The sequence below is a fragment of the Aeromonas rivuli genome (assembly GCF_020149575.1).
GTDB lineage: Bacteria > Pseudomonadota > Gammaproteobacteria > Enterobacterales > Aeromonadaceae > Aeromonas > Aeromonas rivuli.
This window is the reverse complement of the sequence record NZ_CP079742.1, coordinates 727206-747491: the sequence shown is the minus strand read 5'-3', so window position 1 is coordinate 747491 and position 20286 is coordinate 727206. Positions and strand designations below refer to the sequence as shown.

The following is a 20286-nucleotide window of genomic DNA, read 5'->3' as shown; positions in this document are numbered from 1 at the left end:
CGATCCTATGAAAAAACTCATTTATCAGCTGGAGGAGACCATCATAGGTCTGCTTCTGGTCAGCACCACGCTGCTGGTCTTCATCGAAGTGGTACTGCGCTTCTTCTTCGACACCGGCCTGCTCTGGGCCCAGGAGCTGACCCTCAACCTCTGCGCGTGGATGGTGCTGTTCGGCGCCTCCTGGGGGGTGAGAGTCGGCGCCCATATCGGGGTAGATGCCTTCATCAAGGTGCTGCCCGGCCATTGGCAACGCCGCCTCACCCTGCTGGCCGTTGGTCTCTGTCTGCTCTACTGCGGTTTCTACTTCTATGGCGCCTGGATCTATCTGACCAAGCTCAAGATGATCGGCATAGAGATGGAGGATCTGCCCATTCTGCGCTGGCAGGCCATGAGCATTCTGCCCATAGGCCTGGCTTTGCTGTTTTTCCGCTTCCTCGGGGTCGGCGTCATGGTATGGCGCGGCCAGATGCAGGGCTTTGCCCTGGCCGATGAGGCGCGCGAGAGCATGCACCTCATCGACAACGATCCGAATCAGAAGGTATAAGCACCATGGCAACCCTGACCCTGTTTACCCTGCTGATCCTCACCATGTTGCTCGGCATGCCCATCGCGGTGGCCCTCGGCCTCTCCAGCGTGGCCACCATATTGCTCTTCTCCAACGACTCTCTCGCCTCCCTGGCGCTCAAGTTGTTCGAGGCGACGTCCGAGCACTACACCCTGCTCGCCATCCCCTTCTTCGTGCTGTCGTCGGCCTTCCTGTCGACCGGTGGCGTGGCCAAGCGGATCATCAACTTCGCCATGGACTCCGTCGGTCACATCCGTGGTGGCCTCGCCATGGCTTCCGTCATGGCCTGCATGCTGTTTGCCGCCGTGTGCGGCTCCAGCCCGGCGACCGTGGCCGCCATCGGCAGCATCGTCATCGCCGGCATGGTGCGCTCCGGCTATCCCCAGGCCTTTGCCGCCGGGGTGATCGCCAACGCAGGCACCCTGGGGATCTTGATCCCCCCCTCCATCGTCATGCTGGTCTATGCGGCGGCGACCGAGGTATCGGCATCGCGCATGTTCATGGCGGGCTTCCTGCCAGGGCTCATGATGGGGGGCCTCATCATGGTGGTCATCTATGTGGTGGCTCGCATCAAGGGCCTGCCGAGCCAGCCCTTCCCGGGGGTCGTCACCCTGCTTGGCAGCGGTGGCAAGGCCCTCGGCGGCCTCTTCCTCATCATATTGGTGCTGGGATCCATCTACGGTGGGGTTGCCAGCCCGACCGAGGCCGCTGCGGTGGCGGCAGTCTACGCCTTCTTCATTGCCGTTTATGGCTATCGCGACATAGGACCGCTCAAGGGGATCCCCTGGCGCAATCCGGGGGAGTCTCTGGCTGCCGCCAGCCTGCGCAATCTGGTGCTGTTGCCGCTCTCCCTGCTCAAGTCTCCCTTCAACGGGGAGGTGGGCCATGTGGTGCGCGATGCCGCCAAGGTGAGCATCATGCTGCTGTTCATCATCAGCAATGCCATGCTGTTCGCCCACGTGCTCACCTCCGAGCGGATCCCCCATGCCATCGCCGAGACCATCATCGCCTGGGGTCTGCCTGCCTGGGGCTTCCTCATCGTGGTCAACATCTTGCTGCTGCTGGCGGGTAACTTCATGGAGCCCTCGGCCATCGTGCTGATCATGGCGCCCATCCTGTTCCCCATTGCCATGCAGCTGGGCATAGACCCCATCCATCTGGGGATCATCATGGTGATCAACATGGAGATAGGGATGCTGACGCCCCCTGTGGGGCTCAACCTATTCGTGACCGCGGGGATCACGGGGCAGAGCATGGGCTGGGTGATCCGCGCCTGCCTGCCCTGGGTCGGTTTCCTGCTGCTGTTCCTCATGCTGATCACCTATGTGCCGCAGATCAGCCTGTTCCTGCCCGAATACCTGGATGGCCCCAGTCTGCCGGTCCCCTGATAGCCGTGCTCGCCCCCATGCAAAGCGCCACCCTTGAGGTGGCGCTTTTTATCGACGCGGATCTGCCCGAGGCGTGGATCAGGGCAATTCAGCTACGTGCGGGCTTGGTACTGCACTGCTTGCCAGGGTAGCCGGGCAGCGCATCGGCGCCGCGACTGCAGGCAAGCCGCTTGGCCTGCTGCAAGCTGGCCGCCAGGTTGGCTTGATTGATGGGCTGCCACTGCATCTGCTGACCCAGCCAGCTCGCCCAGGCGAACTCGACGAAATAGACCCGCTTCTCCTTCTGGAAATAGCCGGCATCCTGCAGCAGACCCGCCAGGGTACGGTAGGGGTAGTCAGGCAGTGAACCTATGCGGGTCGGCAACTGCTGGGGAGTAAGGGGTTGCCCCTGCTCATTCTTGAGCCAGGCCCAGTGATTGTTCTGCATCTGACTCCAGAAGGAGTCCTTGTCTTGCAGGCGGGCAATGACCTTGACCCTCGCCTCCTTGACCCCCGACTGCCAAAGCGCCGTGGTGAGGTGATGCCTGTCCACCAGCCAATAGCCGCCATCCGGGGCAATGACGATGGGGATCTCCTTCTTCTTCATCAACTTGTCGAGCTGTTTGGCTGACTTGCCCACCAGCTCGCGCTCTGTCTCATCCACCTGCAGCTGGCCGACGCCCGCCTGGGTCGGATGCAGCTTGGCTATGCTCACCTGGCACCAGCTTCCCACCGGGCTGCTCGGCTGACAGCTATCCAGTGCCCAGGCGCCCTGGCTCAGCAACCCCGCTAATAACCACCCTAGTCTCATCCTCTTCCCCCACCCCATACTGTTCACCCCCGAAAAGGGTCCATAAGAGCCTTGGTGACCGCTAGCGGTTTGACCAGCATTGGGGATATCATGTTTCCCCAACAACAGGCGAGCATTTATCGCCGACTTTTCTCCTCGCCTCACATTTAAGGATCCGACCATGACGCTATGGCGCCCCTTGCTGTTACTGCTGACCGTGGGCACAGCCCAGGCCGCCGATGTGCCATCAGCAGCCAAGCTCGCCGCCGAGCAGACTGTGGTACGCCACCTCAAGGATGAGCCCAGCAGCCTGAGCCCCCTCAAGCTGGTCGGCTTGCCAGAGTTGCAGGTGGTACGGGACTTGTTCGAGGGACTGCTGACCCAAGGGGCCGATGGTAGCGTCCAGCCAGGGGTGGCCCAGCACTGGCGCAGCGATGATAACCAGCACTTCCTGTTCGAGCTGCGCAAGGATGCCGCCTGGTCAAACGGGGACCCGGTCACCGCCAGCGATTTTGTCTACAGCTGGCGCCGGCTGGTCGACCCCAAAGAGGCCGCCACCTTCGCCTGGTTCGCCCAGCTGGCCCATTTCGAGAATGTGGACAAGATAGTGGCCGGTGAACTGAGCCCCAACCAGCTCGGGGTCGAGGCCGTCGGTGACCACACACTCAAGGTGACCCTGTCCCAGCCGGTGCCCTACTTCCTCAATCTGCTGACCCACCCCAGCCTCTCGCCCTTGCATGAGGCCAGCATAGCGCGCGAGGGCAGTGCCTGGACCCAGCCCGGCAAGCTGGTCGGCAATGGCGCCTTCATACTGGCCGATCGCGTGGTCAACGAGCGGCTCGAACTGCGGCCCAATCCCCACTACTGGGACAGGGCCCACACAGTGCTGACCAAGGTGACCTTTCTGCCCATCAATCAGGAGAGCGCGGCGACCCAGCGCTATCTGGCCGGGGATATCGACATCACCGAATCCTTCCCCAAGGAGCAGTACGCCCGATTGATCAAGCAGATCCCGGCCGAGGTATACACGCCGGAGCAGCTCGGCACCTACTACTACGCCTTCAATACCCGCCAGGCGCCCCTCGATGACGTGCGGGTCCGCAAGGCGCTCTCCTATGCCATCGACAGGCAGCTCATCGCCAGCAAGGTGCTGGGTACTGGGGAGAAACCGGCCTACCACTTCACCCCGGATGTGACTGCCCACTTCACCCCCAAGCCAAATACGCTCTCGACCCTGAGCCAGCCTGAACTCGACGCCGAGGCCAAACGGCTGCTGGCCGAGGCGGGTTATGGCCCGGCCCATCCTCTGGAGCTGACCCTGCTCTACAATACCGCCGAGCTGCACAAGAAGCTGGCCCTGGCCATCGCCAGCATGTGGAAGCAGAAACTCGGCGCCAAGGTGCAACTCACCAATCAAGAGTGGAAGAGCTATCTCGACAGTCGCCAGCATGGCCAGTTCCAGGTGATCCGCTCCTCCTGGGTCGCCGACTACAACGACCCCTCCGCCTTCCTCGAACTGTGGCGCAGCAGCAACAGCGGCAACATGGCCCGCTTCGCCAGCCCCGACTACGATGCCCTGCTCGATCAGGCATCGCGCAATACGGTCCAGGCCAGCCGCAGCCAGCTGTTCGATCAGGCCGAGGCCCTGTTGCAGGAGCAGGCCCCCATCGCCCCCATCTACCAGTACACCAATGCCAGACTGATCAAACCCTGGCTCAAGGGGTACCCCATCAACAACCCGGAAGATGTGGCCTACAGTCGCCAGCTCTACCTGCTTGCCCACTAAGCCGCCCAACCCGGTGGCCGCCACAGCGTGGCCACCGGGTGGGACAGACCCAGGTGCCAGGTCTCGTCATCTTTGTCCTGTACCCGGGCAACATTACCCCATAAAATAAGTACTAATCAGCCACTTAGTGATAATTTACTCAGCCAACATGCCACGCATCCTCCTGCTCTTATCCCTGTTCAGCCCCTTGGCGCTGGCTGTCACCCATGCCGCTCCCCAAGAGAATAAAGAAGACACGTGCCGTCAGGCCTTCCAGCACTGGATGCTGAATCAGCAGCAAGTGTTCAGCGATCGCAAGGCGAGCAAGCAAGATCGCCGCCAGGCGGAGCGCGCCATCGACTTGGTCCGCGCCGAATATGAGAAGGGGGAGAGTTTCTGTCAGAGCATGGCCCTGGCCAAGCAGAGCAATGGCGCCGACCCCCGCTTCAAACCCAGACGCGGCGAGATCCATGACTTCATCCCCGATCAGGGCTGAGCCCATTTAACCGCCGACCTGCCTCCTCCCCATACAGCACTGATCGCAGCGCGCCCGCCTGGGTTGGCGGCAATAAAAAACCCCGCTCAAGGCGGGGTTTGTCTGCGTGCTGGCACTCAATCGAAGAAGTGATCCCGGTGCAAGCCAAAGACCAGGGCGGCGCCGAGCAGGTAGAGGGCGCTCAACTTGATGCCGAGAATAGCCATCATGCCGACACAGAGGCGTACCAGCCCCTTGTGCAGCCAGGATCCGGTGAAGCGAGGGCCATTCATCTTCACAGCACCCCTTCGGCGCGATATTCCGATACCTTGGCCATGGCATCCAGCACCACCTGAATACCCGCTCCCGGCTTGCAGGCGTTCTCGCTCAGATGGCGGCGCCAGGCCCGTGCACCCGGCATGTTCTGGAACAGCCCCAGCATGTGGCGGGTCACATGGGAGAGGTAGTTGCCCTTGGCCAGCTCCTGCTCTATGTAGGGGAGCATCATGTGTACCACTTCATGGCGGGAGGGCACGGAGCCTGTCTGGCCAAACAGCTGGCGGTCGACGTCGGCCAGGATGTAGGGATTCTGGTAAGCCTCGCGACCCATCATGACCCCGTCCACCTGCTGCAGATGATCGAGGGTCTGCGCGAGGGCGTTGACCCCCCCGTTGAGGGCGATGGTCAGCGCGGGGTAGTCTCGTTTGACCCGATAGACCCGCTCATAGTCCAGAGGCGGGATCTCCCGGTTCTCTCGCGGGCTCAGACCACTCAACCAGGCCTTGCGGGCATGGACGATGAAGGTGTCGCAACCGGCATCCCGCACCTGTTCGATGAAGGCCTGTAAAAACTCGTAAGAGTCCTGATCGTCGATGCCGATCCGGGTCTTCACCGTCACCGGAATATCCACCACGTCGCGCATCGCCTTGACGCAGTCGGCCACCAGTGCCGGTTCCCCCATCAGGCAGGCCCCGAAGCGGCCGTTCTGCACCCGATCCGAGGGGCAACCCACGTTCAGGTTGATCTCGTCATAGCCACGCTGCTGGGCGAGTTTGGCGCAGTGAGCCAAGTCTATCGGGTTGCTGCCCCCCAGCTGCAAAGAGAGCGGATGCTCCTGCTCGCTGTACCCCAGATAGTCACCCTTGCCATGAATGATGGCGCCCGTGGTCACCATCTCGGTGTAGAGCAGGGTCTGACTGCTCATCAGGCGATGAAAATAACGGCAGTGCCGGTCGGTCCAGTCCAGCATGGGGGCAATCGAGAATGTCTGGCGGTGGCCAGGCTTGCCAGATATGGCCTCAGAGCCTGATGTCACGAGGTTTTCACTGATTTGTTGCTGCGTCATTTACGGGTGTTTCCAGACATTTGTTGATTGAACCTGCCCCCTATCTGTCCCCACCATGTCATGGGGCAGCTGTACTCCACGAAGTATCTATGGCCGGCGACACAATAGAAAACCTCAGACCAGCAAAGGCGAATTACGCTATCGCGGTACCGTCAGGGAACATAAGGGCGAAGCGGCAGTATACCGGGAATCCCGAACCTTTGGCAGACAGTCCGACGCCAAGAGCCGGAGAATGCAGATAGCAGCGTCGGCACCGTCTTTGGCTCGCTGTGTGGCGTCCTTATCCAGAGCTTGCTCCAGGCCTGCATCCACGTCGACGACACACTCAACGCCTGGTGGATCAAGATCATCATCGGGGTATTGTTGTTCAGCTTCATCGGCTTGCAACCCATGTTGATGCTGTTTTCGGCACACAGGAGAGCCAACAAACCGAGTCCGCTCACCCGTAAAGCCCGGCCGCCGGGGTCAGTGACTGATAACCCTGATGGCCTGCGCCAGTTGGCCCTGTCGCAGGCCAATCTAAGTGGCGCTGACCTCGCCATCCTCAGGACGTGGCACTCATCACAAAATCAATTTTGACGCCACGCGCGAAGAGGCCCTATGTTAGTATCCGCAGACGATACAGGGCATTAGCGTGATCATGAATCAAGACCAACTCCTACAAGCCGCCGAGCGTCTCTGCCAACAACGAGGCATCCGCTTTACTCCGACCCGACGCCAGGTATTTCGCCTGCTGGCCGCCCATGGCAATGCCATCAGCGCCTATGATCTGCTGGCCCAGTTGCAGAAGACCGAGGCCAATGCCAAGCCGCCGACCGTCTACCGAGCCCTCGATTTCCTGCTCGATCAGGGCTTCGCCCACAAGGTTGAGTCCCTCAATGCGTTTATCTTCTGCTGCCATTTCGACCATGCCCACCCCATGCAGTTGCTGATCTGCGATCGCTGCGGCGATGTGGTCGAATTGCATGATGATGCCATCGACCATGCATTCTCCGAGCAGGCCCGCCAGCATGGCTTTACTATTACCAATAAGACCATTGAGGCTCACGGACAGTGCGTCCGCTGCGTGCCTCCTGTAGGAAGTCAACATGAAGGCTGATTTTGTCAATCCGTTCCTGCTCTCCCTGCTCAATGTGCTCTCCACCATGGCTCAGCTCGAACTGACCCCCGGCAAGCCCAAGCGCAAACTCGACGAGCTGGCCCGCGGTGATGTCTCCGGCCTCATTGGCATGGTCGGCCCCCAGACAAGGGGCTCGCTCTCCATCAGCTTCGAGAAGGGACTGGCACTGGAGATCATGCGCCGCATGCTGGGGGAAGCCCCGACCCATATCAACGAAGAGGTCACCGACATGGTCGGCGAGATCACCAACATGGTCACTGGTGGCGCCAAGCGGATGCTGGGCGAAAAAGGCTATGAGTTCGACATGGCCACCCCGGTGATCGTTTCAGGCCCGAATCACACCATCACCCACAAGGCGGATGGCAGCAAGATCATGATGCCGTTCGAATCTGAGTATGGCCGGGCCACCATCGAAATCTGCTTCGAGTAACGACCATGTGGACACTGTTGAAGTGGTTTTTTATCGGTTGGGTTCTGCTGCTGATCCTCTCGGATATCGAGCTCAGTACCTCCATCTATCGCTACCAGGATAACAAGGTGGACATCGCCTTCCCCCGCTGGGAGAGCAAGCACCCCTGGGCCACCTTCTCCTGGCACGCCGGCGAGACGCGGTTCCACTGGTATGGGTTGGATGGCAAACCACTGCCCGCAGATAGCCTCTAGTCTCCCTGGCCAGCAGGTCAGTCCTAGCAAACATGCATCACAGCAAAGGCCAGCATCGCGCTGGCCTTTTTCATGGTGCCCGGCGGTGCAGAGCCTGCGCTCCCGGGCTGGAGCCCTCTAACCCGTATCTCCCGATGGCATCGCCTGGTGCGCACGTCGAGGCGTCGCCGTGAGATGCAAGCCAGGGATCAGGGCTGCGGCAGGCTCAAGACGGTGATACCGCGAAAAGCAAAAAGGCCAGCAGCAGCTGGCCTTTTTCAATGGTCACATCCGGGCAATCAAGCCGCGTCTGCCACCAGCTTCTCATTGCCACGCACCATGACACCCAGACCGCAGGCAACCAGGGTTGGCAGCAACCAGGCCAGTCCCTTGTCAAACAGCGGCAGGAAGGCGAAGGCATCCATCTTCATGCCGGCGGCTCCCAGGCCATCCAGGCAACCGAACACGAAGGCCACGGTCAGCACCAGACGGAATGTCAGGCGGGGGCGACCGAAGTAACCCTTCAGGAAAGTCACCAGCACCAGGGCAACGGCGACCGGGTAGATAGCCACCAGCACAGGGATGGAGAGGCTGATCAGCTGAGCCAGACCCACGTTGGCCACCAGGGCACAGGCAGCCCCCAGCATGACCACCAGCTTGCGGTAGCTCATGCCGGTGAGGTTGTGGAAGAAGTCGGCACAGGCAGAGATCAGGCCCACCGCGGTGGTGAAGCAAGCCAGGGTGATGATGCCAGCCAGAATGTACTGACCGGGCTGACCAAACAGGCTCAGCACATAGGCGCTGACGATGGCGCCACCGTTGCTGGCATCTGTGGCGATACCGCCTGCCGTATTACCCAGCTGGAACAAGGAGATATAGACCACGGACAGACCGACGGCAGAGATGACACCGGCGATGGCCAGATACTTGAACTGGCTCTGGTAGTCATGGATGCCCTTCTTGCGCAAGATGTCGACGATCAGGGCGCCGAACATCAGGGAGGCCAGGGTATCCATGGTGTTGTAACCCTCCAGGATCCCCTTGACGAAGGCATCATGCTGGTAATCGGCAACGGCGCTCGGCATGCTGCCCTGAGGAGCCACGAATACCCCGACCGCCAGAACGATCAGCAACAGCATCAGCACCGGGGTCAGGAACTTGCCGATGGCGTCCATCAGTCGGCCCTGATTGAGGGAGACCAGGATGGCAACACCGAAGAAGGCGATGGTATAGGCCATCAATCCTTGCGCGCCCATCTCACCCAGGAAAGGCTTGAGACCCATCTCGTAGGCAACCAGACCGGTGCGGGGAGCGGCGAAGGCCGGGCCAATGATGATGTAGATGGCAACCGCCAGTGCGGTGGCAATGCCAGCCGGCAGCAGCTTGGTCATGCCGGCCCAACCGTTGCCAGCCTTGGCAACGGCCAGGATGGTGATCAGCGGCAGGCCAACGGCGGTGACCAGGAAGCCGAACATAGCCAGGGTCATGTTCTCGCCAGCGAGGAAGCCCGCCAGGGGCGGGAATATGATGTTACCGGCGCCCAGATAGAAGGCGAAGGTCATAAAGCCTAATCCGAGTACATCGGACAATGTCAGTGATTTCGTCAAGTTCAACCTCGTCTGTCTTGTAAACTATTGCTTGTTATAGTTTTTTATTGGTCATTGCCTGGGTTGTTCCTGGGCAAAAAAAAGGAGCCCCGCTTGTTTTTTCAGCATAACCAGTGGTTTTAGCTGGTCTGGCGCGGGTGCTCATTTAAGTGTCAGCATAATGATGTGAAAAAATAGTTCAAGACGAAATTTACATCTTCAAATAGAAGGGGGCGGTCAGTTGGATATATCTGTTGGAATAGCCGCCATCAGCAGAATGGATCACAATCTCACCCCGCTCACACCTGTTTAATTCTCTGCTTAGTTGCAGTAAAACACGATTTGCCGCTTTTCCCTCCCTGGTGATAACAGCTACATAACAAAGTTCATGCAGATCATAGTTCGGCAAAACGGATATTATTTCATCAGCAAACGCCGTCGGCAGCACCATGGCGACTCGTCCCCGGGGTGACAGCAAACGGGAGCAGGCATCAAGCAGGTCCCGACTATCGAGTGCTCCTCTGTGCCTCGCCTGGGCCCTGGCGGGATCCACAAAAGGCTGACCCGCGCCAAAATAGGGGGGATTGGAGACGATGAGGTCATAGGGCTCTGCCTCATGCTGCTGTATGGCGCCCCCTTGCATCTGCACCCGGGCGGACCAGGGCGAAGCCAGCACATTCTCTCGTGCCTGAATGACCGCCTCCTTGTCGATCTCCACCCCGGTTATCTCGCAATCAGGGTCACTGCGCTGGGCCAGCATCAGGGCGATGAGGCCGCTACCGCTGCCGATATCCAGTGCCCGTGTCACCCCATCGAGCGGCGCCCAGGCACCGAGCAAAATGCCATCCGTACCCACCTTCATGGCGCAGCGGTCATGGTCGATATGAAACTGTTTGAAGGTAAAACCGCGGCTTAGGCCCATATGGCCCCCAACTCTGGGTAAAAAGGGTCGGCGATTATAGCCAGTTCCCGTCGCCAGCCATAGGAGACGACGACATAATCGCCTATAATCTGCCGTTTCCTTAATGACCGAGCATTGCCATGAGCCAATCCTTTGATGATTTCGACCTGAATCCCGCCCTCAACCGGGCCCTGGCCGAGATGGGGTTTACCCGCCCAACCACCATTCAGCAGATGGTGCTGGAACCCGCACTGGAGGGTCGTGACATCCTGGCCTCGGCACCGACTGGCACCGGCAAAACGGCCGCCTTCCTGTTGCCTGCCCTGCAGCATCTGCTCGACTTCCCGCGCCGCAAGCCGGGCCCCTGCCGCATGCTTATCCTGACCCCAACCCGCGAGCTGGCCTTGCAGATCACCGCTCACGCCAAGGCCCTGGCCGTGCACACTCACATCAGTGTCGAGACCATCATCGGTGGCGTCAGTCATGACGAGCAGCTGCCTGCCCTGACCAAGACCACCGACATCGTGGTCGCCACCCCGGGACGCCTGCTCGAATATATTGAGCGGGAAGAGTTCGAGGGGCACGACATCGAGATACTGGTGCTCGATGAAGCGGATCGCATGCTGGACATGGGCTTCATCAAGGATGTGAACCGCATCGTCGAAGAGGCCCGCTATCGCAAACACAGCATGCTCTTCTCCGCCACCCTGGAAGGGGCCGGTCTCACCAAGTTTGCCAACGAGATCCTCAAGGATCCGGTCGAGCTGCATGCCGAGCCGCCGCGCAGCGAGCGCCGTCCCATCACCCAGTGGGTGCATCTGGCCGATGACGCCAACCACAAGCTGGCGCTGCTGATCCACATTCTGAAAGATCCCGAAACCCAGAAGGCCATCGTCTTCGTGCGCACCCGTGAGCGCCTGGCCGAACTCTCCGGCCAGTTGCAGGCGGCTGGCATCTCCTGTGCCTGGATCCGTGGTGAGATGGAGCAGAGCAAGCGCATCGAGTCGATCCGCAAGTTCCACGCGGGGGAAGTCCCCTTCCTCATCGCCACCGACGTCGCCGCCCGCGGCATCGACCTGCCCAACGTCAGCCATGTCATCAACTACGACATGCCCTACGGCACCGACGTCTATGTCCACCGCATCGGCCGTACCGGCCGCGCCGGCAACCGTGGTTGCGCCATCAGCCTGGTGGAAGCCCATGACATGGCCATCGTCGCCAAGATTGAACGCTACACCGAGGAGCGCCTCAAGCGCCGGGTGATCGACGACCTGCGCCCCAAGCACAAAGAAGCCCGCGTGCCGGTGAAGAAGAAAAAACCCAAGGATGCCAAGAAGAAGTCGGCGAAGAAGAAAAAGAAGTAACCAGGCGCCCGCTCACAACGGCCATCTTCGGATGGCCGTTTGTTTTTCTGTGCCCCGAGGAACCGGGTCTTGCCGAGGGGTCTTGCCGGGTGCAGTGTCAGGAATATGCTGCAATGGGTGGCGAACAGGCAGAAAAAAGCCGACGCATAAACGTCGGCCAATAAAAAGTGCTTACAACAGAGGATTCACATATTCAGACCCGGGGTCTGGTGATTGGTTCCCCCTTAATTCAATTAATTTTCCGAACGTTTAAACATCAGGGTGCGTTCGTCCGACTCCTCCGCCACGAAGCGGTAACCATTGCTATCAAAACCGGTCAGCTGTTCGACCCGGGTCAGACGGTGCTTGATGATGTAGCGGGCCATCATGCCCCGTGCCTTCTTGGCATAGAAACTGATGATCTTGAACTGGCCATTCTTCTCATCCTTGAAGACGGGAGTCACTATCTGGCCGCTGAGCACCTTGGGACGCACCGACTTGAAATACTCATCAGACGCCAAGTTGATGAGCACCCCATCCCCCTGCGCCGCCAGCGCACCATTGAGCTGCCTGGTAATGATGTCGCCCCAAAACTGGTAGAGATCTTTGCCGCGCTCGTTGTCGAGCCGTATCCCCATCTCGAGGCGGTACGCCATCATCAGATCCAGAGGACGCAGCACGCCGTACAGGCCGGACAGCATGCGCAAATGCGCCTGCGCAAACGTGAAATCCCCCTCCTCGAAATCCTCCGCGGCCAGCCCGGTATAGACATCCCCCTTGAACGCCAGAATCGCCTGGCGAGCATTGGCCGGCGTGAAATCCGGCTGCCACTCGGCAAAGCGAGCGGCATTGAGGCCGGAGAGCTTGTCGCTGATCTTCATCAGGCTGGCTATCTGAGCCGGGCTCAACTGCCGGGCCCGCTCGATCAGATGGGCGGAGTGATCCAGCAATTCGGGTTGGGTGAAGCGGGAGGTCGCCAGCGGCGACTCGAAATCCAGCGTCTTGGCCGGGGAAACCACAATCAGCATAACGATCCTATCTCAAGGGAGGGGCCCCAGGCCCCTAATCATCTACGGTTACGCCCTCCAGCGTACCAGAATCCAGAGGATCCTTGCCCGATAACTTGATCTGCAGGCGCAAGTCATTGGCGGAATCCGCGTGGGCCAACGCCTCCGCGAGGCCGATGCGGCCGGCCATGAATAGCTGGAAGAGCCCCTGATCGAAGGTCTGCATGCCCAGCTCGGTCGATTTGGTCATCACCTCCTTGAGGCGATGCACTTCTCCCTTGCGGATGATGTCGGTGATGATGGGAGTATTGAGCATCACCTCGAACACAGGGCAGCGCCGCTGGCCATCGAGGGCAGGCAACAGCTGTTGGGCAATGATGCCTCTCAGGTTGAAGGAGAGATCGAACAGCAGTTGACGATGCTTCTCGGGCGGCACCAGATGCAGGATGCGATCTATGGCCTGATTGGCATTGTTGGCATGCAGGGTCGCGAGGCAGAGGTGACCCGTCTCGGCAAATTGCAGTGCGAACTCCATGGTCTCCTGACTGCGGATCTCGCCGATGAGGATGACGTCCGGAGCCTGACGCAAGGAACTCTTGAGGGCGGCATCGAAAGAGGCCGTATCAATGCCCACCTCCCGCTGGGTGATGAGGCTGCGGCCATGCTGGTGCACGAATTCCACCGGATCCTCCACCGTCAGGATATGCCCATCGCTGTGCTGGTTGCGATAACCAATCATGGCCGCCTGGGTAGTGGTTTTCCCGGTTCCCGTCGCCCCGACAAACAACACCAGCCCCCGCTTGGCCATGCCGATCTCTTTCAGGATATCGGGCAAGCCCAGCTCCTCAAACGTCGGGATCCGGGTCTCGATACGGCGCAGCACCATGCCCGGCAGGGCCTGCTGCCAGAAGGCGCTGACCCGAAATCGCCCCAGCTCAGGTCGGTGAATGGCGTAGTTTGCCTCCTGGGTCGCCATGAAATGCGCGAGATGTTCCGGGCTCAGGGTCTCCCGGATCAAGGCAAGCACCTGCTCCTCATCGAACACCCTATCGTCGAGGGGGTGCAGGTGACCGTCTACCTTGACCATGGGGCGACTGCCCACTGTGATGAACAAATCCGAGCCTTGTCGCTCGACCAGCTGTACCAACAACATCTCGAGTTTCATAAGCGCTCCTAGATAGAATTGGGATCCACCGCCTTGGCCTTGGCATCCAGGGAGGCCACTGTCCCGCGCCCCACCAGCTGCTTGAGGCTCTGATCCATGGTCTGCATGCCGTGCACCATCCCTGTCTGGATAACGGAGTAGAGCTGGGCCACCTTGTCTTCACGGATAAGGTTACGCACCGCCGGTATCCCCAGCATGATTTCGTGGGCAGCGACCCGTCCGCCCCCAATGCGCTTGAGCAGCGTCTGGGAGATAACGGCTCGCAGTGACTCGGACAGCATGGATCGCACCATGTCTTTCTCCGCACCGGGGAAGACATCGATGATGCGGTCTATGGTTTTGGCCGCCGAGGAGGTGTGCAGGGTGCCAAACACCAGATGACCGGTCTCAGCCGCCGTCATGGCGAGGCGTATGGTTTCCAGATCGCGCATCTCCCCCACCAGTATGATGTCCGGATCCTCCCGCAGCGCTGAGCGCAGGGCATTGGAAAAACTCTTGGTGTCCCTGTGCACCTCACGCTGGTTGACCAGGCAGCGCTTGTTTTCGTGCACGAATTCGATGGGATCCTCGATGGTGAGGATATGGTGATGGAAGTTCTCGTTGATGTAATTGACCATGGCCGCCAGGGTGGTGGACTTGCCCGAGCCGGTTGGCCCGGTCACCAGCACCAGACCCCGTGGATATTCGGCAATCTTCTGAAAAATATCGGGGGCATCGAGCTCTTCCAGACTCAACACCGTGCTGGGGATGGTGCGGAACACTGCGCCAGCGCCGCGGGATTGCTGGAAGGCGTTGACCCGGAAGCGTGCCATGTTGGGCACCTCAAACGAGAAATCGACCTCAAAATGCTCTTCCAGTTCCTTGCGCTGATGGTCGTTCATGATGTCATAGATAAGGGCGTGCACCTCTCGCTGATCCAGGGCTGGCAAATTGATCTTGCGCACCTCGCCATCAACCCTGATCATCGGTGGCACACCGGCCGAGAGGTGTAGGTCCGAGGCATTATGTTTTACACTAAAGGCCAATAACTCTGTGATATCCATAGACTTGTCATTCTCCCATCACAAGATCGTTAACGAAATATGAGCCAGATTTTCCAACAGCTTATTCAGGTCAGGAAACGCATTCAGCTGGCCGCCGACGCGGCCGGACGGCACCCTGACCAGATCCGCCTGCTCGCGGTCAGCAAGACCAAACCCCTCGCGGCCATCCAGGATGCCTATGGTGCCGGACAGCGCTGTTTCGGTGAATCCTATGCCCAGGAAGCTTGCAGCAAGATAGACTCACTGCGCGACCAGGCGGGCTATGCCGATATAGAATGGCACTTTATCGGCCCCTTGCAGTCGAACAAGTCCAAGCAGGTGGCAGAGCGATTCGATTGGGTGCAAAGCGTCGATCGAGACAAGCTGATCGAGCGGCTCTCTCGGCAGAGACCGGCGCAGCTTGCGCCGCTAAATATCTGTCTGCAAATCAATATTAGCGGAGAGAGCAGCAAATCCGGTACTTCGGAACAAGAGATTTTCCGGCTGGCCCAGTTGGTCAATCAATCCGAACGCCTGGTGTTGCGCGGTCTGATGGCCATACCGCAGCACACTCAGGATCACGCCGTCTTGGCACAACAGATGCTGCGCATGCAGGCTCTGTTCACCCGGCTTGCGCAACAATATCCCACGGTCGATACCCTCTCGATGGGCATGACAGAAGATCTGGAGCTCGCCATCTTGCACGGCAGCACCATGGTCCGGGTCGGCACCGCCATCTTCGGTGCCCGCGACTACCCCTGACAGGCGCCCTGGAACATCATTCACCGGAGAGCCTGACGCCTGGTCACCTGAAAAATGGGGCTCATTGCTGCGTCAGGCCCACAGACATCATCAGCAGGAGAGCTTGATGCAACACAGAACCATCGCCTTCATCGGGGCGGGTAACATGAGCCGCAGCATCATAGCCGGCCTTCATCAATCGGGTTATCCGACAGACAGGATCCTGGCCGCCAACCCCAGCCGTCCCAAACTCGATGCGCTGGTCCAGCAATTTGGCATCGGTGTCAGCCAGGATAACGCCGAGGTCGCCAGAATGAGCGACGTCATCGTACTGGCGGTCAAGCCGCAGCTGATGGCTGCCATGCTGGCGAATCTGGTCAGTGAATTGGGCTCATTGGAGGGCAAGCTGCTCATCTCCATTGCCGCCGGCATCAAGGTCGATCGCCTCTGCGAGATGGCTGGCGGTCATCACCGCATCATCCGCACCATGCCCAACACCCCCTCCCTGCTGGGCTTGGGCATGACAGGCCTCTATGCCCCTGCCGCCATAGCCTCCGAGGATCGCCACTTTGCCGAGCAGTTGATGCAATCGGTCGGCAAGACCCTCTGGGTCGAGCAAGAGTCCGGCATCAATGGCGTCATCGCCGCCGCTGGCAGTGCCCCTGCCTACTTCTTCCTGTTTATGCAGGCCATTGCCGAACAGGCCGAGGTCATGGGCTTTAGTCCGGAGCAGGCTCGTTTGCTGGTGCAGCAGACTGCCCTTGGCGCCGCCGCCATGGTAGAGCAAAATCCTCAGCTGTCGCTGCAAAGCCTGCGTGAACAGGTGACCAGCAAGGGCGGCACCACGGCCGAGGCCATTCGCACTTTCCAGGAGCAAGGCTTGCTGCCGCTCACCGCCAACGCCATGCAGGCTGCCGTGACCCGCGCCGCCGAGATGGAAACCCTCTTCTAAATCAGGAGTCCAGATGAACACTGCTTATTTTTTGATTAACACCGTCTTCGATCTCTACCTCATGGTGGTACTGCTGCGCGTCTGGTTGCAGTGGGCGCGGGCCGATTTCTACAACCCCATGAGCCAGATGGTGGTCAAGCTGACCAACCCGCTGGTGGTGCCCATGCGTCGCCTCATCCCGAGCCTGGGTAGCCTGGATCTCGCCTCTGTGGTGTTGGCTCTGCTGATAGCCTTCGCCAAGCTGGCCCTGCTCAAGGCCATGAACGTCATGGTCGCCGACTGGTTGACCCTCGGCCTGTTCGCCCTGCTGACCGTGCTGAAAAAAGCGGGCTCCATGATCTTCTGGATCCTGCTGATCCGCGCCATCCTGAGCTGGGTCAGCCAGGGTCGCAACCCCATCGAATACGTGATGCATCAGCTCACCGAACCCTTCCTCGCCCCCATTCGCCGCATCTTGCCGGCCCTCGGCGGTCTGGATCTCTCCGTCCTGGTCGCCTTTATCGGCTTGCAGGCCGTAAACTATCTGTTGGGGGATCTGTTTGGTCAGCTGTGGTGGATGATCTGATGCCTGCCATCGCCTGGCAGAATGATGCACTGGTGCTGCACCTGGTCATTCAACCCAAGGCGAGCCGGGATCAGATAGTGGGCCTGCATGGTGAGGAGCTGAAGGTGGCCATTACGGCACCGCCGGTCGATGGGCAGGCCAATGCCCATCTCATCAAGTTTCTGGCCAAGCAGTTCAGGGTCGCCAAGGGGCAGATACGGCTGCTGCGGGGCGAACTGGGTCGCCACAAGACGGTGGCGATCGGCGCGCCCAGGCAGATCCCGGCCGAGATAGCCGCGCTGATCCCTGCGGCTCCACGCTAATTCGATGAGAAGGATGACACGATGAAAACAGCATGGGTTTGCCTGTTGGCCCTCCTGATGACGCTGCCGCTGCGAGCGGAGCAGATGCAGGCTCTCGGTCCCTGGCAGGTTCACTACAACGCCTTCAACTCCAGCTTCCTCACTCCTGAGGTCGCCAAGGCTTATGGCTTGGAGCGCAGCCGTTACAACGGCATCCTCAACATTGCGGTGCAGGACAAGAACGGCAAGGCGCTGGCGGCGGGCCTGACCGGTGAGGCCAAGAACCTGACTGGCACCCTTCGCACCCTCAGCTTCCAGCAAGTGAAGGAGGGGGATGCCATCTACTATCTGGCCGTGCTGCCTTATCGCAATGAAGACACCTACCAGTTCACCATCAATATCATGGCGGACGGTCGGCAGGAAACACTCAAGTTCCAGCAGACCTTCTACGTGGACTGACCCGCTGGCCACAGATGACGGACAACAAAAGGGGCATCCGTTGATGCCCCTTTTTCTATCATGCTCCTGCCATCAAGGCTCGGGATCGACGAACTGCAGCTCGGGGGAGTGGGAGGTGAGCACATCGGCGCAGTAGTCCCAGGTCGAGATACGGTAGTGCTGAATGTCATCATCCAGATGCAGGCCATCGGATTCCTGATGGAACCAGCTGGCAAAGCGCGACGGCGTGATGAGCTGGATCTGCTCTTCGATGCTGTGACTCTCTTTCCCCTCCGCCAGATCGCAATCCTCCATCACCCGCACCGCCAGGATATGGCGAAAGTGCACGCGGCACAGGATCAGAGGAGGCAAGTCGATACTGCGCGCGCGGCCAAGTACCACGGTCAAGGAGTCACCCCAAATATCTTGATGCAGTTCGGCAACCACAAGACCCGGGGGAAGTTGACGGGACGGAGCCCAGGGGACGGCAACCTGCCGAATGGCGTTTTTCTGTTCCATCGTCTACCTCCACTACAGCGAGCTGTATAACTTGAGTGTATCCGAAACGAAAAGCGGTGACAGCGGGAAGAAAAAACCCGGCGAGCGCCGGGTTTTGGGAGATTACTTGACGGCGTCTTTGAGCGCCTTGCCGGCCACAAAGGAGGGCACGTTCGCGGCAGCAATCTGGATCTCTTTACCGGTTTGCGGGTTGCGACCGGTACGGCCAGCGCGATGGTTCACCTTGAAGGTACCAAAACCTACCAACTGGACTGCATCACCTTCTTTCAGGCTCTGGGTGATACCGTTGATGATCTCTTCCAGGGCCACTTTAGCCTGAGCTTTGCTCAGATCCGCTTTGGCGGCAATTGCATCGACAAGTTGAGCTTTGTTCATAACATTTCCTTTATGATCGGGCATTTAGCACTTGGTCACTCTATGCAAAAAAAAAGACTCAGGCAAAGGCTTTATCCAGACGGCGGACTCAAATGCTGGGCTTTTCATCAAGAAGTGCGAAAAAAGTCACAGATCCAGCCAGGGTACGGCTTATTCTGACCACAGCAGCACCAAAGATGAGCAGACCATGGAAGGTGCTTGTCACAGTCCCCCCGGATGAGGTAACAATATCCTTACATTGAGGTTGAGCTTAGATCTACTTTCCTGATGGCCGTTGCTGTCGTCACTCAGGAGGCCGGAGCCAGAGTGCTCCCAGCTAATGCCCCATGGAGGGACTATGTTAACTGAACTGGAAAAGACCAAAGACGCGCTGGCAGGAAAGCACAAGGCGATCGATGACTGGCTCGAGGCGAGGCAGGCCCTGCTGGTTGAATATATCCGTCTTGCCGGGCTCAGCCCTTCACGCAGCAAACAGCAGCGCTGCCTGCCCGGTTGTCCCGAGCTGCAGCAATTTTGCGAACAGCTCGTCGACTATGTCAGTGCCGGCCACTTCGAGATTTATCACCATGTGGTCAACGCCTTCGAGCAAGCCAGTGGCGACAGCCTGGAGCTAGCCAAACGAATCTACCCCCATATTCGCAGCTGCACCGAATTTGCCCTCGAGTTCAACGACAAATACAGTGATGCCGACGAAGCCCAGCTCCTGAGTCTGGATGAGGATCTCAACAAGCTGGGACCGGTACTGGAAGACAGGTTCAAGTACGAAGACAGGTTGATCTCCGCCCTGCAGGTGGTCGAAACTCTGAGCTCTCAACCCGATTGAGTCGCAATATCGGAGCCAGCGCAAATTCAAGAGAGGTTGACTGGATTACACTCAGGCGCGGGATACCACAAGGCAGGAATTGATAATGACAGAGCGTCGCCGCTTCTCACGCGTACTCTATGCGGCCCAGGCCAGCCTGAGTCAGGGCTCACAGACCTGGACGACCCAACTGGTCGATGTCTCCCTGCAGGGGGCCTTGCTGGAACGTCCCAGCGTCTGGCATCCCGGCGAGGATCGAGACTATCGACTCAGTTTTACCTTGGCCGACAGTGACATCATGCTGACCATGGAAGTCGAACTGAGTCATGAGGATGACCATCGCCTCGGCTTTTACTGCCACCATATCGACATCGACAGCGCCAGCCACCTCAAGCGCATGATCGAACTCAATGTGGGAGACGAAGCCCTGCTCCATCGAGAGCTGGAGCAGTTGCTGGCCGAGCACCTCGCGCATCCCCACCCCTGACCGGCGTCTCGCGCCGCTGGGATCAATCGCCCG

General features: G+C 59.5%; 25 protein-coding genes. 15 read left to right on the top strand and 10 right to left on the bottom strand.

What is annotated here, in order from left to right; genetic code table 11:
- Positions 1–7 precede the first annotated feature (7 nt).
- Both KYK33_RS03530 and KYK33_RS03525 read left to right on the top strand, forming a co-directional pair.
- On the top strand, positions 8–544 hold the full coding sequence (locus KYK33_RS03530) for a TRAP transporter small permease (protein WP_224432044.1): 537 nt from the start codon (positions 8–10) through the stop codon (positions 542–544).
- A gap of 5 nt (positions 545–549) precedes the next feature.
- The gene (locus KYK33_RS03525; protein ID WP_224432043.1) at positions 550–1953 is read left to right on the top strand and encodes a TRAP transporter large permease; all 1404 of its coding nucleotides are present in this window, start codon (positions 550–552) and stop codon (positions 1951–1953) included.
- 88 nt (positions 1954–2041) lie between these two features.
- Here the strand turns inward: KYK33_RS03525 and KYK33_RS03520 are convergent, their stop codons facing one another.
- Positions 2042–2743, bottom strand: a complete 702-nt coding sequence (locus KYK33_RS03520; RefSeq protein ID WP_224432042.1) for a ParB-like protein — start codon at positions 2741–2743, stop codon at positions 2042–2044.
- Positions 2744–2903: 160 nt separating this feature from the next.
- On the opposite strand from KYK33_RS03520, the gene KYK33_RS03515 reads away from it, so the two are divergent.
- Together KYK33_RS03515 and KYK33_RS03510 are read left to right on the top strand one after the other, a co-directional pair.
- Positions 2904–4508, top strand: a complete 1605-nt coding sequence (locus tag KYK33_RS03515; protein ID WP_224432041.1) for a peptide ABC transporter substrate-binding protein — start codon at positions 2904–2906, stop codon at positions 4506–4508.
- A 148-nt stretch (positions 4509–4656) separates the two neighbouring features.
- Complete coding sequence (locus tag KYK33_RS03510) at positions 4657–4983, top strand: hypothetical protein (RefSeq protein WP_224432040.1); 327 nt, start codon at positions 4657–4659, stop codon at positions 4981–4983.
- A 116-nt stretch (positions 4984–5099) separates the two neighbouring features.
- Here the strand turns inward: KYK33_RS03510 and KYK33_RS03505 are convergent, their stop codons facing one another.
- Positions 5100–5255, bottom strand: coding sequence for a hypothetical protein (locus KYK33_RS03505; protein WP_198135254.1), 156 nt, complete (start codon positions 5253–5255; stop codon positions 5100–5102).
- 2 nt (positions 5256–5257) lie between these two features.
- Entirely contained in the window at positions 5258–6307 is a 1050-nt protein-coding gene (gene dusA, locus KYK33_RS03500; protein WP_224432039.1) for a tRNA dihydrouridine(20/20a) synthase DusA, read from the bottom strand.
- A 640-nt stretch (positions 6308–6947) separates the two neighbouring features.
- On the opposite strand from dusA, the gene zur reads away from it, so the two are divergent.
- Genes zur through KYK33_RS03485 form a run of 3 tightly spaced genes read left to right on the top strand, consistent with a single transcriptional unit; the run spans position 6948 to position 8090 of the window.
- Positions 6948–7406 (top strand): zinc uptake transcriptional repressor Zur, encoded by a 459-nt coding sequence (zur, locus tag KYK33_RS03495; RefSeq protein WP_042041928.1) that lies wholly within the window; start codon positions 6948–6950, stop codon positions 7404–7406.
- Positions 7396–7857, top strand: coding sequence for a chemotaxis protein CheX (locus tag KYK33_RS03490; RefSeq protein WP_042041590.1), 462 nt, complete (start codon positions 7396–7398; stop codon positions 7855–7857). The genes zur and KYK33_RS03490 overlap by 11 nt, the downstream gene beginning before the upstream one ends.
- A 5-nt stretch (positions 7858–7862) precedes the next feature.
- Positions 7863–8090, top strand: a complete 228-nt coding sequence (locus tag KYK33_RS03485) for a hypothetical protein (RefSeq protein WP_042041591.1) — start codon at positions 7863–7865, stop codon at positions 8088–8090.
- Positions 8091–8368: 278 nt separating this feature from the next.
- Here the strand turns inward: KYK33_RS03485 and brnQ are convergent, their stop codons facing one another.
- Positions 8369–9631 carry a branched-chain amino acid transport system II carrier protein gene (gene brnQ, locus KYK33_RS03480; protein WP_263480042.1) on the bottom strand — a complete coding sequence of 421 codons (1263 nt, stop codon included), beginning with the start codon at positions 9629–9631 and terminating at the stop codon, positions 8369–8371.
- 235 nt (positions 9632–9866) lie between these two features.
- Positions 9867–10577, bottom strand: coding sequence for a tRNA1(Val) (adenine(37)-N6)-methyltransferase (locus KYK33_RS03475; protein WP_224432037.1), 711 nt, complete (start codon positions 10575–10577; stop codon positions 9867–9869).
- Between the two features lie 119 nt (positions 10578–10696).
- Here KYK33_RS03475 and srmB point away from each other — a divergent pair, with 119 nt between their 5' ends.
- Positions 10697–11920 carry an ATP-dependent RNA helicase SrmB gene (gene srmB / locus KYK33_RS03470; protein WP_224432036.1) on the top strand — a complete coding sequence of 408 codons (1224 nt, stop codon included), beginning with the start codon at positions 10697–10699 and terminating at the stop codon, positions 11918–11920.
- A gap of 233 nt (positions 11921–12153) precedes the next feature.
- Here srmB and yaaA read toward each other — a convergent pair whose 3' ends face one another.
- From yaaA to tapT, 3 genes are read right to left on the bottom strand one after another with little or no spacing between them, the layout of a single operon-like run.
- Positions 12154–12927, bottom strand: coding sequence for a peroxide stress protein YaaA (yaaA, locus tag KYK33_RS03465; protein ID WP_042041596.1), 774 nt, complete (start codon positions 12925–12927; stop codon positions 12154–12156).
- 34 nt (positions 12928–12961) lie between these two features.
- Positions 12962–14071, bottom strand: a complete 1110-nt coding sequence (locus KYK33_RS03460) for a PilT/PilU family type 4a pilus ATPase (protein WP_224432035.1) — start codon at positions 14069–14071, stop codon at positions 12962–12964.
- An 8-nt stretch (positions 14072–14079) separates the two neighbouring features.
- Positions 14080–15114, bottom strand: coding sequence for a type IVa pilus ATPase TapT (gene tapT / locus KYK33_RS03455; protein WP_224432034.1), 1035 nt, complete (start codon positions 15112–15114; stop codon positions 14080–14082).
- Between the two features lie 39 nt (positions 15115–15153).
- Between tapT and KYK33_RS03450 the strand changes: the two genes are divergently transcribed.
- From KYK33_RS03450 to KYK33_RS03430, 5 genes are all read left to right on the top strand, one after another.
- Positions 15154–15855 (top strand): YggS family pyridoxal phosphate-dependent enzyme, encoded by a 702-nt coding sequence (locus tag KYK33_RS03450; RefSeq protein WP_224432033.1) that lies wholly within the window; start codon positions 15154–15156, stop codon positions 15853–15855.
- A 106-nt stretch (positions 15856–15961) separates the two neighbouring features.
- On the top strand, positions 15962–16786 hold the full coding sequence (gene proC / locus KYK33_RS03445; RefSeq protein ID WP_224432032.1) for a pyrroline-5-carboxylate reductase: 825 nt from the start codon (positions 15962–15964) through the stop codon (positions 16784–16786).
- A gap of 13 nt (positions 16787–16799) precedes the next feature.
- Positions 16800–17351, top strand: coding sequence for a YggT family protein (locus KYK33_RS03440; RefSeq protein WP_042041603.1), 552 nt, complete (start codon positions 16800–16802; stop codon positions 17349–17351).
- Positions 17351–17653, top strand: a complete 303-nt coding sequence (gene yggU / locus KYK33_RS03435; protein ID WP_224432031.1) for a DUF167 family protein YggU — start codon at positions 17351–17353, stop codon at positions 17651–17653. Before KYK33_RS03440 ends, yggU begins: the two co-directional genes overlap by 1 nt.
- 21 nt (positions 17654–17674) lie before the next feature.
- Complete coding sequence (locus KYK33_RS03430) at positions 17675–18091, top strand: DUF4426 domain-containing protein (RefSeq protein ID WP_042041605.1); 417 nt, start codon at positions 17675–17677, stop codon at positions 18089–18091.
- A 72-nt stretch (positions 18092–18163) separates the two neighbouring features.
- Here KYK33_RS03430 and KYK33_RS03425 read toward each other — a convergent pair whose 3' ends face one another.
- Both KYK33_RS03425 and hupA read right to left on the bottom strand, forming a co-directional pair.
- Positions 18164–18589, bottom strand: a complete 426-nt coding sequence (locus tag KYK33_RS03425; protein ID WP_042041606.1) for a hypothetical protein — start codon at positions 18587–18589, stop codon at positions 18164–18166.
- Positions 18590–18691: 102 nt separating this feature from the next.
- Positions 18692–18964: a nucleoid-associated protein HU-alpha gene (gene hupA / locus KYK33_RS03420; protein ID WP_005305063.1), complete on the bottom strand. Its 273-nt coding sequence runs from the start codon at positions 18962–18964 to the stop codon at positions 18692–18694.
- 337 nt (positions 18965–19301) lie between these two features.
- Between hupA and KYK33_RS03415 the strand changes: the two genes are divergently transcribed.
- Together KYK33_RS03415 and KYK33_RS03410 are read left to right on the top strand one after the other, a co-directional pair.
- The gene (locus KYK33_RS03415; protein WP_042041607.1) at positions 19302–19787 is read left to right on the top strand and encodes an Rsd/AlgQ family anti-sigma factor; all 486 of its coding nucleotides are present in this window, start codon (positions 19302–19304) and stop codon (positions 19785–19787) included.
- An 85-nt stretch (positions 19788–19872) separates the two neighbouring features.
- Positions 19873–20253 (top strand): PilZ domain-containing protein, encoded by a 381-nt coding sequence (locus tag KYK33_RS03410; RefSeq protein WP_224432030.1) that lies wholly within the window; start codon positions 19873–19875, stop codon positions 20251–20253.
- The last annotated feature ends 33 nt before the right edge of the window (positions 20254–20286 follow it).

Bases quoted from the DNA above. Each gene is read 5' to 3' on its own strand.
- KYK33_RS03485 (WP_042041591.1), top strand. From the start codon at position 7,863: ATGTGGACACTGTTGAAGTGGTTTTTTATCGGTTGGGTTCTGCTGCTG.
- zur (WP_042041928.1), top strand. From the start codon at position 6,948: ATGAATCAAGACCAACTCCTACAAGCCGCCGAGCGTCTCTGCCAACAA.
- tapT (WP_224432034.1), bottom strand. From the start codon at position 15,114: ATGGATATCACAGAGTTATTGGCCTTTAGTGTAAAACATAATGCCTCG.
- KYK33_RS03475 (WP_224432037.1), bottom strand. From the start codon at position 10,577: ATGGGCCTAAGCCGCGGTTTTACCTTCAAACAGTTTCATATCGACCAT.
- KYK33_RS03460 (WP_224432035.1), bottom strand. From the start codon at position 14,071: ATGAAACTCGAGATGTTGTTGGTACAGCTGGTCGAGCGACAAGGCTCG.
- KYK33_RS03415 (WP_042041607.1), top strand. From the start codon at position 19,302: ATGTTAACTGAACTGGAAAAGACCAAAGACGCGCTGGCAGGAAAGCAC.
- yggU (WP_224432031.1), top strand. From the start codon at position 17,351: ATGCCTGCCATCGCCTGGCAGAATGATGCACTGGTGCTGCACCTGGTC.
- proC (WP_224432032.1), top strand. From the start codon at position 15,962: ATGCAACACAGAACCATCGCCTTCATCGGGGCGGGTAACATGAGCCGC.
- KYK33_RS03450 (WP_224432033.1), top strand. From the start codon at position 15,154: ATGAGCCAGATTTTCCAACAGCTTATTCAGGTCAGGAAACGCATTCAG.
- brnQ (WP_263480042.1), bottom strand. From the start codon at position 9,631: ATGACCTTCGCCTTCTATCTGGGCGCCGGTAACATCATATTCCCGCCC.
- KYK33_RS03510 (WP_224432040.1), top strand. From the start codon at position 4,657: ATGCCACGCATCCTCCTGCTCTTATCCCTGTTCAGCCCCTTGGCGCTG.
- KYK33_RS03430 (WP_042041605.1), top strand. From the start codon at position 17,675: ATGAAAACAGCATGGGTTTGCCTGTTGGCCCTCCTGATGACGCTGCCG.
- srmB (WP_224432036.1), top strand. From the start codon at position 10,697: ATGAGCCAATCCTTTGATGATTTCGACCTGAATCCCGCCCTCAACCGG.
- hupA (WP_005305063.1), bottom strand. From the start codon at position 18,964: ATGAACAAAGCTCAACTTGTCGATGCAATTGCCGCCAAAGCGGATCTG.
- KYK33_RS03425 (WP_042041606.1), bottom strand. From the start codon at position 18,589: ATGGAACAGAAAAACGCCATTCGGCAGGTTGCCGTCCCCTGGGCTCCG.
- KYK33_RS03440 (WP_042041603.1), top strand. From the start codon at position 16,800: ATGAACACTGCTTATTTTTTGATTAACACCGTCTTCGATCTCTACCTC.
- yaaA (WP_042041596.1), bottom strand. From the start codon at position 12,927: ATGCTGATTGTGGTTTCCCCGGCCAAGACGCTGGATTTCGAGTCGCCG.
- KYK33_RS03520 (WP_224432042.1), bottom strand. From the start codon at position 2,743: ATGAGACTAGGGTGGTTATTAGCGGGGTTGCTGAGCCAGGGCGCCTGG.
- dusA (WP_224432039.1), bottom strand. From the start codon at position 6,307: ATGACGCAGCAACAAATCAGTGAAAACCTCGTGACATCAGGCTCTGAG.
- KYK33_RS03525 (WP_224432043.1), top strand. From the start codon at position 550: ATGGCAACCCTGACCCTGTTTACCCTGCTGATCCTCACCATGTTGCTC.
- KYK33_RS03530 (WP_224432044.1), top strand. From the start codon at position 8: ATGAAAAAACTCATTTATCAGCTGGAGGAGACCATCATAGGTCTGCTT.
- KYK33_RS03515 (WP_224432041.1), top strand. From the start codon at position 2,904: ATGACGCTATGGCGCCCCTTGCTGTTACTGCTGACCGTGGGCACAGCC.
- KYK33_RS03490 (WP_042041590.1), top strand. From the start codon at position 7,396: ATGAAGGCTGATTTTGTCAATCCGTTCCTGCTCTCCCTGCTCAATGTG.
- KYK33_RS03410 (WP_224432030.1), top strand. From the start codon at position 19,873: ATGACAGAGCGTCGCCGCTTCTCACGCGTACTCTATGCGGCCCAGGCC.
- KYK33_RS03505 (WP_198135254.1), bottom strand. From the start codon at position 5,255: ATGAATGGCCCTCGCTTCACCGGATCCTGGCTGCACAAGGGGCTGGTA.